The 13,263-nt window shown below is 38.0% G+C and carries 9 protein-coding genes; 4 read left to right on the top strand and 5 right to left on the bottom strand.

The genetic code is table 11. From position 1 onward, the window contains the following. Nucleotides 1-16: 16 nt before the first annotated feature. The 4 genes from JJN12_RS01905 to JJN12_RS01890 form a co-directional block, all read right to left on the bottom strand. Nucleotides 17-277 (bottom strand): DUF3343 domain-containing protein, encoded by a 261-nt coding sequence (locus JJN12_RS01905; protein ID WP_208428106.1) that lies wholly within the window; start codon nucleotides 275-277, stop codon nucleotides 17-19. Nucleotide 278: 1 nt separating this feature from the next. Further along, a complete protein-coding gene (locus JJN12_RS01900) occupies nucleotides 279-1,550 on the bottom strand; it encodes a double-cubane-cluster-containing anaerobic reductase (RefSeq protein ID WP_208428105.1) in 1,272 nt (423 codons plus the stop codon). Nucleotides 1,551-2,107: 557 nt separating this feature from the next. After that, complete coding sequence (asnS, locus tag JJN12_RS01895) at nucleotides 2,108-3,499, bottom strand: asparagine--tRNA ligase (protein ID WP_208428104.1); 1,392 nt, start codon at nucleotides 3,497-3,499, stop codon at nucleotides 2,108-2,110. 240 nt (nucleotides 3,500-3,739) lie between these two features. Beyond that, entirely contained in the window at nucleotides 3,740-4,738 is a 999-nt protein-coding gene (locus JJN12_RS01890) for an asparaginase (protein WP_208428103.1), read from the bottom strand. An 882-nt stretch (nucleotides 4,739-5,620) separates the two neighbouring features. On the opposite strand from JJN12_RS01890, the gene JJN12_RS01885 reads away from it, so the two are divergent. From JJN12_RS01885 to JJN12_RS01875, 3 genes are all read left to right on the top strand, one after another. Then, nucleotides 5,621-6,472, top strand: a complete 852-nt coding sequence (locus tag JJN12_RS01885; RefSeq protein ID WP_208428102.1) for an Rpn family recombination-promoting nuclease/putative transposase — start codon at nucleotides 5,621-5,623, stop codon at nucleotides 6,470-6,472. 1,014 nt (nucleotides 6,473-7,486) lie between these two features. Then, nucleotides 7,487-8,326, top strand: coding sequence for an Rpn family recombination-promoting nuclease/putative transposase (locus JJN12_RS01880; protein ID WP_208428101.1), 840 nt, complete (start codon nucleotides 7,487-7,489; stop codon nucleotides 8,324-8,326). Between the two features lie 1,000 nt (nucleotides 8,327-9,326). Next, a complete protein-coding gene (locus JJN12_RS01875) occupies nucleotides 9,327-10,154 on the top strand; it encodes an Rpn family recombination-promoting nuclease/putative transposase (protein WP_208428100.1) in 828 nt (275 codons plus the stop codon). Between the two features lie 55 nt (nucleotides 10,155-10,209). On the opposite strand, the gene JJN12_RS01870 is transcribed toward JJN12_RS01875, so the two are convergent. Beyond that, the gene (locus JJN12_RS01870) at nucleotides 10,210-10,488 is read right to left on the bottom strand and encodes a hypothetical protein (RefSeq protein WP_208428099.1); all 279 of its coding nucleotides are present in this window, start codon (nucleotides 10,486-10,488) and stop codon (nucleotides 10,210-10,212) included. Between the two features lie 859 nt (nucleotides 10,489-11,347). Here JJN12_RS01870 and JJN12_RS01865 point away from each other — a divergent pair. Beyond that, on the top strand, nucleotides 11,348-12,175 hold the full coding sequence (locus JJN12_RS01865; protein WP_208428098.1) for an Rpn family recombination-promoting nuclease/putative transposase: 828 nt from the start codon (nucleotides 11,348-11,350) through the stop codon (nucleotides 12,173-12,175). Nucleotides 12,176-13,263: the final 1,088 nt, after the last annotated feature.

Raw genomic sequence — 13,263 nt, 5'->3', positions numbered from 1 at the left:
AACATCTCCTTAACTTCTAACAAAATTTATTTCTTCCTGCATTTATCTGACATTCTGTTTCAACTATGTTGGTATAGGCCGCCTTATTCTCCCTGATGCAGGCTCTCACTCCTTCTATGTCTTCTTCATTTACAAGAAGGCTCATCCCACAGGGAACTGAGCCCTGTATTGTCCTTGGAGTCGGGGATATCCTCGCTTTATGACCGTTTGCCTTTAGTATATCCTGCAATAAGAGCCCCTCTGTATAATTGGCGAATAAGATATAATAATTTTTCATTTTAACCCAACATTTCTATAAATGCACCGATACGAGTCTTAAGCTGCTCTGCATCTGCGTCTGTATAATCAGTTTCAATACCTAGCACAGGAATTCCCTTTTCCTTAAGTGTACGCTCAAGAAGGAAGCCCTCTGTATCGTAAAGGTTACAGAACTTCAGGCTTACATCTATAACTCCGTCAACCTTGTATTCATCAACCATACGGAGGATGTCATCAAACCTCGCTGTATTAGGTGTGAAGCAGGCACAGTTAGTCTTCATATAGCGTCTTGCAAGTGCCATGTACTGAGCCTCAAGCGTAGGGAGGTCTTCTTCTACGATATTTTCAAAATATCTGGTTCCTGTACACATTTCTTCGCAAACCACGATAGCACCGCTGGTCTCAATGATGTGGTGGAGCTTCCAGTTAGGGATGGCAAGAGGCGTACCTGTAACCAGGATTCTCTTGGTTCCCTCCGGACAGACTGACACTCCGTCTTCTATCCTTTTTTCAAGCTCATCTGCCAGCTTGTTGCACATCTCAGCACAGCGCACAGGGTCGTCAAAGAAAGCTATCTGCATCATAAGAAGGGCATCTTTACCACTAATAGGTGACTTAAGAGCCTTTCTGCAGTTAAATACCCTGCCAAGAGCCCTTCTCTTGTTATTTACTATTTTAATTGCTTCGTTCAGATTTTCCACATTTATTTCATTGCCTGTGAAATCCTCAACTACTTTCTTAAATTCCTCTATCTCTCCTGCCCATTTCACTATGTCCTTTTCACGCTTCATCTGAGGCACGTCCATTATGTGCATAGGTACATCTTCGCCAAGTATCTCCCAAGCCTTCTTCTTGCCGTCACAGGTAGTCTCACCTACGTACATGTCAGCAATCCTAAAGAACGGACAGGTCTTGTCAAGTCTTGCTCCTACAGAAGCCTTGATAAGAGGACAGGTACTCTTTGGCAATACCTTCTCTCCACCCGGTACCCAGAATTGTGAGCCGCCACAAAGTCCTGTGACTATGCCCTTGGCAGCAATAACCACCTCATCTGGTACATAGACACAGAAGGTACCAAATACCTTCTGACCGTTTTTCTGAGCCTCGATAAGCTCAGCCGGTCTGATGCCGTGAATCCCTGATACAACAAAGTCCCAAAATCCCATACCCTCAGGCCTGTTTTCCTGTGAGAGATAAACATCACCAAAGGCTACCGGCAGCACCTGACAGAGCTGGTCGTGAAGCTCCATATTCATCCCCAGTTCTTCCCACATTTTCTCATAATCCGCCATAAATAAACCCTCCTATAAATATGTTGTTGCCCAAGTCTCCTGCTTAGGCATATTTTACATTGCTGAATTAAATTTAGTTGACTATCTAAAGTAAGTTATAGCCTAAGATGTTTGACTATCACTGCTTGACCTCAAAAAAGGCAGTATAATTCTTCACCTTTTATTCTAATTCTTTTAATTACAGTCTTTTACAAATATGCCTATAAATCAGGAATCTCTTTAAGTCTATAAATATATATTATAGGTTGATTTTAACAATATTCAACCCAAATAGAGAAGATTTTTTATGGAATTATTCTATATTTTGTAATATTTATTTGATTTTTCTATGATTAGTTTTGTCTAACTTATATAAATAAAAACACCTGACTCATCTACCTCTATAGTTTAGAGATGATGAGCCAGGTATTATTATAAAAGCACTATATTTATCAGACATTCGCTAATAATCTGCATTTTAGCCTTATTATACTGCATTAATTAATGATATAGCCTTACTTTAATTGACAGCTTTTATCTCTGATAGAAAAGTTATTCATTATCTATTTATTCTCTAATTATAATTCGCAGTTGCCTACCGTTCTTGGGAAAGGAATTACGTCGCGGATGTTGCCCATTCCAGTGAGGTACATTACACATCTTTCAAAGCCAAGACCAAAGCCTGCGTGTCTTGCTGAGCCATATTTTCTAAGATCAAGATAGAAATCATAGTCTGCTTCGTTAAGACCCAGCTCCTTCATACGCTTTGTAAGCAGTTCCAGATTCTCTTCTCTCTGGCTGCCTCCTATAATCTCGCCAATGCCGGGAACCAGGCAGTCCATGGCTGCAACTGTCTTGCCGTCATCATTTAGCTTCATGTAGAAAGCTTTTATTTCCTTTGGATAGTCTGTTACAAATACAGGACGTTTGAAGATTTTCTCTGTAAGGTAACGCTCGTGCTCTGTCTGTAAGTCACAGCCCCAGCTTACTTTGTAGTCGAACTCATCGTTGTGCTCCTTAAGAAGCTCGATAGCCTCTGTATAAGTTACACGGCCAAAGTCAGAGCCCGCTACACCTTTAAGTCTCTCGATAAGATCTTTGTCGATGAACTGGTTGAAGAAAGCCATCTCTTCAGGGGCATTAAGAAGTACATAGTTGATGATGTACTTAAGCATTGATTCCGCCAAAGCCATGTCGTCATCAAGATCTGCAAAAGCTATCTCAGGCTCTATCATCCAGAATTCCGCTGCGTGTCTTGTGGTATTGGAGTTCTCTGCTCTAAAGGTAGGCCCGAAGGTATAGATATTCTTAAATGCCATAGCAAAGGTCTCGCCGTTTAACTGTCCGCTAACTGTAAGGTTGGTAGCCTTGCCAAAGAAATCCTTACTATTATCCACCTTTCCATCCTCACCAAGAGGGAGGTTGTCAAGGTCAAGGGTAGTCACCCTGAACATCTCTCCTGCACCCTCTGCATCTGAACCTGTGATGATTGGTGTATGTACATATACAAAGTCTCTCTCCTGGAAAAACTTGTGTATAGCGTATGCTATGAGTGAGCGCACTCTAAATACAGCCTGGAAGGTATTGGTTCTTGGACGAAGATGTGAGATAGTCCTAAGATATTCCATGCTGTGGCGTTTTTTCTGAAGAGGATAATCACTGGTAGACTTACCCTCAACAATTACCTCGCTTGCCTGTATCTCAAATGGCTGTTTTGCATCAGGAGTAAGCACCAGCTCACCCTTTACAATGACTGCAGAGCCAACATTTAACTTGCTTACTTCTGCAAAATTCTCCATATTATCGTGATAAACAATCTGTAATGTCTCAAAATATGTACCATCGCTAAGCACTATAAAGCCAAAGCTTTTAGAATCTCTGACACTTCTAATCCATCCACCTACAGTAACTTCTTTTCCCGCAAATTTCTCCTTTTCTTTGAAAAGTTCTCTGACTGTAATAAGTTCCATAATGTCCTCCCAAATTTTTAACTTCTCTCGTGTCTGTACAGTATATCACATTTTCAGATTAGCGACTAGCCTGTATTTTTTTATTTTTTATATCTCACTCACATCCGTCTTACTAAGGATGATTTAATTGGTCAGTACAACCGGAAGGGCAGACTTGTCATACTTAATATCATTATGATAGGCTTAGGAAAAGAGATATAAAAAAGCGCATTAACTGCATCGCTTCCCGGACCCCCTCCTTTAGCCTCTGACTCTATCAAAACTAATAGCCTTTTTGAAATTTTTCTCGATATAATCCCAGTCTCTGTCCTTTTTAGCAAGTATCCACATAAGCTTGGTTAAGGCCGCCTCCAAGGTCATATCTGCGGCTTCAAGGTATTTGTATTTTTTAAGTTTAACTCCTACCTCGTAGATGTCGGTATCGCTGCCTTCATTTTGTACCTGAGTTGTTATAACAAGCACCTTGTCTTTGGCTTCGTATTTTTCAAGGTTGTCGAATATTGCTTTTTGTATGCTGTCAGGAACTCCGCCTGTACCAAAGCTCTCGAGGATAATGCCGTCATAGTTTTCAAATATGGTAGATATGAGACTGTCGGAAATGCCCGGTATCAGCTTGACCACATATACTTTTTCATTTAGTTCGTGATAAAAGATAGGCTTCATTTTTGTTTTATCCTGAACAATGTATCTGATAATCTTGCCATCATATAGTTCAGCTATAAATGGATAGTTGATACTTGAAAATGCTTCAAAGCTAAAGGTTCTGGTCTTCTTGGCACGGGTTCCCATGATGACCTTGCCGCTAAATACTATCTGAACACCACATGAGAGTTCGTCAGCAGCATAGAGTATGCTGTCACGAAGATTAGACTTTGCATCTGTTATCTCCGTTCCTATTGGCTTTTGAGCTCCTGTTAACACTATTGGCTTGGGGGAGTTTTGAATAAGGTATGAAAGTGCTGAGGCGGTATAGGCCATGGTGTCTGTACCGTGGCAGATAACGAAGCCATCATAGTTGTTGTATTCGCTTTCAATTGCATTTGCTATCAGTTTCCAATGCTCAGGTCTGGTATTGGTGCTATCAATGCTGTAAAGTTCTCTTGTTTCTATATTAATATTTTCTTCCAGCTTTGGCAGGTAAGAGAGCAGTTCCTTAGAGTTAAGTGTGGGAATGAGCCCATAGGGCGTAATTACAGAGGCAATAGTTCCTCCTGTAGTTAGCATTAGTATGTTTTTCATAGGTATTGCCTTTCTAATGGTTATTGTTCACTGTCTTTTGGATACTGACTATTTTATCATATTCTGCCTGATTATGATACATTTTTTACAGTCTTATTTATCGCGTTCAAGGATAATGGTTTTGGTTTGCAGTCTTAGCCACACCTAGAATAATAAATTTCAGACTCGCTCCGGCATCCGCTTCGCTTCGCCTAACACGCTCGCTTAGAATTTATTATTCTATGCTGTGTGAATTCTAAAGTTAGGTCTCACACAAGGCCTCTTTTAGATTTGAGATTACCCTTGATTTCCTTTCATTTAGTGCTTATATTCAGTTGCCTGGCTGACTAGGAGCTCCCTTCTTTTTGCTTTACAAGTGTTTTTCGCTTGATTTTTTTGGTTATTTTGTACACTTTTTCTTTGAAACTTTGTGCACTTTGCCGTTGTTTTTTATTTGGATTTCATATATAATACTTCTTGTCGGGGTGAGTTACAATAGTCACTAAGTAGTATTTCTCGAGTCGCTAAGCAGCATTTCTTAGTCACCAAGCAGTATTTCTTAGCTATTATGATTTGCGTGATATATGTATTCAATATGTGATATGGGTTTTATATTTGATTATATGTGATATGGAGTTCGATGTCTGTCTTTACTGATTGCTATCTTTTCACACTAATAATCATTGCAAAGAGTGTTCTGTTCTCCATAAATAACCGCTGCAAATAGTATTCAGTTCTCCGATATCTAACATTAAGCAGTTCTGATTATTGTAACCACCTTTGACTTTAGCGTATCCTGAGTATCTAAGTCTTACTTAGCAGGAAAATCTATTTAATATTTTAACTTCATCTGCTATAATGTCTTTAAGGGCATTATAGCAAACCAATGAAAGAAAGGACTATATGCCTACAAAAAAAGAACGTGATGAGTATTTAAGAGGATTGAACCCAATTGATGATCTTATGTTTCGCAAGATGGCTGAACATAAGGAATTCTGCGAAGAAATCCTAAGAGTTATCTTGGATGATTACAAACTTGTTGTTACTGATAACATGCAGCAGTTTGACATTAAGAATCTGCAGGGGCGCTCTGTTGTATTAGATGCTAAATGTATAACCGGAGACGGACGGTATATCAATATCGAAGTCCAAAAAGCGAATGATGACAATCATCTAAAAAGAGTGCGTTACAATGCTTCGGTGTTGACTGCCAATGTAACAGAGACCGGAAAGAAGTTTGAATTTGTGCCAGATATCTGTATTATATTTATTTCAGCCTTTGATTTATTTAAGGGTAATCTTCCGCTATACCATGTAAAGAAGGTTGTTGTGGAAACTGAGCAGATAATAGATGATGGTCTTACTGAAATATATGTAAATGCAGCTGTAGATGACGGCTCAAAGCTTGCAAAGCTAATGAAAGTGTTTACTAATAATGATGTTTATAATGAAGCCGATTTCCCGGTTACCAGCGAAATCAAGGCTAGGTTCAAAAAGGATGAAGGAGGTACCGTAAAGATGGATGCGACTTTACAGAAATGGATGCAAGAAAGTGAAGAGATAGGCGAGAAACGCGGTGAGAAACGCGGTAGAGAGGAAGGTATTATGCTCGGTAAAGAGGAAGGTATTGTGCTCGGTAAAGAGGAAGGTGCTAAAACTATTGCAAAGACAATGATTGAAGAAGGACTTCCTACTGAGCTTATAATGAGGTATACAGGGCTTTCTGAGGAGGCTGTTGCTGCTTTGCATGGCTAATGTTCACACCATATCAGTTTCTGGTAAAAACCTTATATATGATATTATTTGTTGATTATAAAGGTTTGTTGTAATTGCGTTTTGCTTTTATATCCCATAATGCAGGTTTTCTTTCTATGCTTGATACTGTTATAGACGAGGTATCGCTTAGATTTTCTGTTTTATGGGATTTTTTTGATTTCTTGGATACGCTTGCTTATTGTTTTTGGATGCCATCCTAGCCGCACTTTGAATAATGATTTTTAAGTTTGTATACCTAGTCACGCCTAGAATAATAAATTTCAGACTCGCTCCGGCATTCGCTTCGCTTCGCCTAACGCGCTCGCTTAGAATTTATTATTCTATGCTGTGTGAATTCTAAAGTTAGGTCTCACACAAGGCCTCTTTTAGATTTGAGATTACCCTTGATTTCCTTTCATTTGGTGCTTATATTCAGTTGCCTTGATGACTAGGAGCTCCCTTCTTTTACCCTTACATGTGTTCTTCGCTTGTTTTTTTGGTTATTTTGTACACTTTTTCTTTGAAACTTTATGCACTTTGCCGTTGTTTTTTATTTGGATTTCATATATAATACTTATTGTCGGGGTGAGTTACAATAGTCACTAAGTAGTATTTCTCGAGTCGCTAAGCAGCATTTCTTAGTCACCAAGCAGTATTTCTTAGCTATTATGATTTTCGTGATATATGTATTCAATATGTGATTATATGTGATATGGGTTTTATATCTGACTATATGTGATATGGAGCACGATGTCTGTCTTTACTGATTGTTATCTTTTCATACTAATAATCACTGCAAAGAGTGTTCTGTTCTCCCTAAATAACCGCTGCAAATAGTATTCAGTTCTCCGATATCTAACATTAAGCAGTTCTGATTATTGTAACCACCTTTGACTTTAGCGTATCCTGGGTATCTAAGTCTTACTTAGCAGGAAAATCTATTTAATATTTTAACTTCTTCTGCTATAATGTCTTTAAGGGCATTATAGCAAACCCAATGAAAGAAAGGACTATATGCCTACAAAAAAAGAACGTGATGAGTATTTAAGAGGATTGAACCCAATTGATGACCTTATGTTTCGCAAGATGGCTGAACATAAGGAATTCTGCGAAGAAATCCTAAGAGTTATCTTGGATGATTACAAACTTGTTGTTACTGATAACATGCAGCAGTTTGACATTAAGAATCTGCAGGGGCGCTCTGTTGTACTAGACGCTAAATGCATAACCGGAGACGGACGGTATATTAATATCGAAGTTCAAAAAGCAAATGATGACAATCATCTTAAAAGAGTTCGTTACAATGCTTCGGTGTTGACTGCCAATGTAACAGAGACCGGAAAGCAGTTTGAATTTGTACCTGATATCTGTATTATATTTATTTCAGCCTTTGATTTGTTTAAGGGTAATCTTCCGCTCTACCATGTGGTAAAGACGGTTAAAGAAACTGGGCAGGTAATTGAAGATGGTCTTACTGAGATATATGTAAATGCAGCTGTAGATGACGGCTCAAAGCTTGCAAAGCTAATGAAAGTGTTTACTAAGAATGATATTTATGATGAAGCCGATTTCCCGGTTACCAGCGAAATCAAGGCTAGGTTTAAAAAGGATGAAGGAGGTACCGTAAAGATGGATGCAACTTTACAGAAATGGATGCAAGAAAGTGAAGAGATAGGCGAGAAACGTGGTGAGAGACGCGGCAGAAAGGAGGGCGTAAAGGAAGGTAAAATTAAAGGTGCTAACGAGGAAAAGCTTAGAATCGCCAAAGATATGATAGCCAGTGGTCTTGAATTTGGATTTATTGCAAGATTGACAGGGCTTTCTGAGGAGGCTGTTGCTGCTTTGCAGGGCTAATGTGACACACCCTATCAGCTTCTGGTAATACCTTATATGCGATATTAGGAGTCGCTTATAAGGGGTTGTTACAATTGTGTGTTGTTATTAATCCCATAATACTTATTTTCTTTTTATTCTTCGGCATGGTTCTGTCGAAGTATGGATTAGATTATTTGTTTTATGGGATTTTTTCTATTGTCTGGATACTCTTGCTTATTTTTAAGAATGTCATCTTAGGTTCGTTTTGGGTAATGGGGTTAGGTTGCCACCCTAGTCACGCTTAGAATAATAAATTTCAGACTCGCTCCGGCATCCGCTTCGCTTCGCCTAACGCGCTCGCTTAGAATTTATTATTCTATGCTGTGTGAATTCTAAAGTTAGGTCTCACACAAGGCTTCATTTAGATTTGAGATTACCCTTGATTTCCTTTCATTTGGTGCTTATATTCAGTTGCCTTGATGACTAGGATCTCCCTTCTTTTACCCTTACATGTGTTTTTCGCTTGATTTTTTTGGTTATTTTGTACACTTTTTCTTTGAAACTTTGTGCATTTTGCCGTTGTTTTTTATTTGGATTTCATATATAATACTTCTTGTCGGGATGAGTTACAATAGTCACTAAGTAGTATTTCTCGAGTCGCTAAGCAGCATTTCTTAGTCACCAAGCAGTATTTCTTAGCTATTATGATTTGCGTGATATATGTATTCAATATGTGATATGGGTTTTATATCTGATTATATGTGATATGGAGTTCGATGTCTGTCTTTACTGATTGCTATCTTTTCACACTAATAATCATTGCAAAGAGTGTTCTGTTCTCCCTAAATAACCGCTGCAAATAGTATTCAGTTCTCCGATATCTAACATTGAGCAGTTCTGATTATTGTAACCATCTTTGACTTTAGCGTATCCTGAGTATCTAAGTTTACTTAGCAGGAAAATCTATTTAATATTTTAACTTCATCTGCTATAATGTCCTTAAGGGCATTGTAGCAAACCCAATGAAAGAAAGGACTATATGCCTGCAAAAAAGAATTTTGAAAAGTATGCAAAGCTGCTGAATCCCATTGATGATTTGATGTTTTGCAAGATGGCAGAACATAAGGAGTTCTGCGAAGAGATTTTAAGAGTTATTCTTGAAGATGATGGGCTTACCGTCATAGAGGCGATACCTCAGTGGCAGGGAAAGAATCTAACTGGGCGTTCTGTTGTGCTAGACGCTAAGTGTGTAACAGGTGATGGAAGGCAGATTAATATTGAGGTGCAAAAGGCAGATGATGATAATCATCTAAAGAGAGCTCGTTATAATGCTGCTGTATTGACTACGAATATATCTGAAACAGGTAAAAAGTTTGAGTTCATACCAGATGTGTGTATTGTGTTTATATCGAAGTTTGATATATTTGATGGAGGACTTCCTCTCTACCACATAGACAAGGTGGTTAGGGAAACCGGGCAGGTTATAGAGGATGGTCTTACTGAGATATTTGTAAATACTGTTAATTATGATGGCTCTAAGCCAGCAAGGCTAATGAAGTTATTTACCGAGAATGATGCTTATAGTAATGATGAGTTTCCTATAACTAGTGAACTTAAATCCATATTGAAGTCAAGTGAAGGAGGTAGTAGGGCTATGAATGAAATCCTTGAGAAGCTAATTAGTGATGAAAAGAGGGAAAGTGAGAAACGCGGCGAGAAACGCGGTAGAGAGGAAGGTATTATGCTCGGTAAAGAGGAAGGTGCTAAAATTATTGCAAAGACAATGATTGAAGAAGGACTTCCTACTGAACTTATAATGAGGTATACCGGGCTTTCTGAGGATGTAATTATAGCCTTACAGGAATAAGACCGGGAAGACTTGGTTGGCTTATGTTGTGGTAAACTATTGGTTTTCTTTATTTTCAGTTTTTAAAGAGTGCTGTTACTGCTTTTGTATTTGCTTTTGTATTTGCTTTTGTATTTGCTTTTGTATTTGCTTTTGTATTTGCTTTTGTATTTGCTTTTGTATTTGCTTTTATATCCCATAATGCAGATTTTCTTTTTATTCTTCGGCATGGTTCTGTCGAAGTATGGATTAGATTATTTGTTTTATGGGATTTTTTGATTTCTTGGATACGCTTGCTTATTGTTTTTGGATGCCATCCTAGCCGCACTTTGAATAATGATTTTAAATTTGCCATCCTAGTCACGCTTAGAATAATAAATTTCAGACTCTTCACGCTATCTGCTTCATTACCTCTGATACTTTCACTTTGTACAATAATTTTATGTTTGCTATCCTAGTCACGCCTAGAATAATAAATTTCAGACTCGCTACGGCATCCGCTTCGCTTCGCCTAACGCGCTCGCTTAGAATTTATTATTCTATGCTGTGTGAATTCTAAAGTTAGGTCTCACACAAGGCTTCTTTTAGATTTGAGATTACCCTTGATTTCCTTTCATTTAGTGCTTATATTCAGTTGCCTGGCTGACTAGGAGCTCCCTTCTTTTACCCTTACAAGTGTTCTTCGCTTGATTTTTTTTGGTTATTTTGTACACTTTTTCTTTAAATCTTTGTGCACTTTGCCGTTGTTTTTTGTTTGGATTTCATATATAATACTTATTGTCGGGGTGAGTTACAATAGTCACTAAGTAGTATTTCTCGAGTCGCTGAGCAGCATTTCTTAGTCACCAAGCAGTATTTCTTAGCTATTATGATTTACGTGAAACATGTATTGTATATCTGATTATATGTGATATGGGTTTTATATCTGATTATATGTGATATGGTGTTCGATGTCTGTCTTTACTGATTGTTATCTTTTCATACTAATAATCACTGCAAAGAGTGTTCTGTTCTCCCTAAATAACCGCTGCAAATAGTATTCAGTTCTCCGATATCTAACATTAAGCAGTTCTGATTATTGTAACCACCTTTGACTTTAGCGTATCCTGAGTATCTAAGTCTTACTTAGCAGGAAAATCTATTTAATATTTTAACTTCATCTGCTATAATGTCCTTAAGGGCATTGTAGCAAACCCAATGAAAGAAAGGACTATATGCCTGCAAAAAAGAATTTTGAAAAGTATGCAAAGCTGCTGAATCCCATTGATGATTTGATGTTTTGCAAGATGGCAGAACATAAGGAGTTCTGCGAAGAGATTTTAAGAGTTATTCTTGAAGATGATGGGCTTACCGTCATAGAGGCGATACCTCAGTGGCAGGGAAAGAATCTAACCGGGCGTTCTGTTGTGCTAGACGCTAAATGTGTAACAGGTGATGGAAGGCAGATTAATATTGAGGTTCAAAAGGCAGATGATGATAATCATCTAAAGAGAGCTCGCTACAATGCTGCTGTATTGACTACGAATATATCTGAAACAGGTAAAAAGTTTGAGTTCATACCTGATGTCTGCATTGTGTTTATATCGAAGTTTGATATATTTGATGGAGGACTTCCTCTCTACCACATAGACAAGGTGGTTAGGGAAACCGGTCAGGTTATAGAGGATGGTCTTACTGAGATATTTGTAAATACTATTAATTATGATGGCTCTAAGCCAGCAAGGCTAATGAAGTTATTTACCGAGAATGATGCTTATAGTAATGATGAGTTTCCTATAACTAGTGAACTTAAATCCATATTGAAGTCAAGTGAAGGAGGTAGTAGGGCTATGAATGAAATCCTTGAGAAGCTAATTAGTGATGAAAAGAGGGAAAGTGAGAAACGCGGCGAGAAACGCGGTAGAGAGGAAGGTATTATGCTCGGTAAAAAGGAAGGTGCTAAAATTATTGCAAAGACAATGATTGAAGAAGGACTTCCTACTGAACTTATAATGAGGTATACCGGGCTTTCTGAGGAGGCTGTTGCTGCTTTGCAGGGCTAATGTTCACACCATATCAGTTTCTGGTAATATCTTATATGCGATATTAGTGGTCGCTTATAAGGGGTTGTTACAATTGTGTGTTGTTATTAATTCCATAATGCAGATTTTCTTTTTATTCTTCGGCATGGTTCTGTCGAAGTATGGATTAGATTGTTTGTTTTATGGGATTTTTTCTATTGACTGGATACTCTTGCTTATTTTTAGAAATGTCATCTTAGGTTCGTTTTGCGTAATGGGGTTAGGTTGTCGCCTTAGTCACGTATAGAATAATAAATTTCAGGCTCGCCCCGTTATCTGCTTAATTGCCTCTTATACTTTCACTTTGAATGATGATTTTCAAGTTTCTCATCCCAGTCACGCCTAGAATAATAAATTTCAGACTCGCTCCGGCATCCGCTTCGCTTCGCCTAACGCGCTCGCTTAGAATTTATTATTCTATGCTGATTAATTCCTAATAATGAGTATCGCATAATACTGCATTTAGATTCGAAATTATTCCCGAAACAGTAAGTTTTACACTTCATTTTCGATGCCTGGCTGACTAGGAGCTCCCTTCTTTTACCCTTACATGTGTTCTTTGCTTGATTTTTTGGTTATTTTGTACACTTTTTCTTTGAAACTTTGTGCACTTTGCCGTTGTTTTTTATTTGGATTTCATATATAATACTTCTTGTCGGGGTGAGTTACAATAGTCACTAAGTAGTATTTCTCGAGTCGCTAAGCAGCATTTCTTAGTCACCAAGCAGTATTTCTTAGCTATTATGATTTGCGTGATATATGTATTCAATATGTGATATGGATTTTATATCTGATTATATGTGGTATGGAGTTCGATGTCTGTCTTTACTGATTGCTATATTTTCACACTGATAATCACTGCAAAGAGTGTTCTGTTCTCCCTAAATAACCGCTGCGAATAGTGTTCTGTTCTCCGATATCTAACATTAAGCAGTTCTGATTATTGTAACCACCTTTGACTTTAGCGTATCCTGGGTATCTAAGTCTTACTTAGCAGGAAAATCTATTTAATATTTTAACTTCATCTGCTATAATGTCTTTAAGGGCATTATAGCAAACCCAATGAAAGA

The organism is Catonella massiliensis, assembly GCF_016651435.1.
Taxonomy (GTDB): domain Bacteria; phylum Bacillota; class Clostridia; order Lachnospirales; family Lachnospiraceae; genus Catonella; species Catonella massiliensis.
The sequence above is the reverse complement of the archived record's forward strand: the minus strand, read 5'-3'. Positions and strand labels throughout refer to the sequence as shown.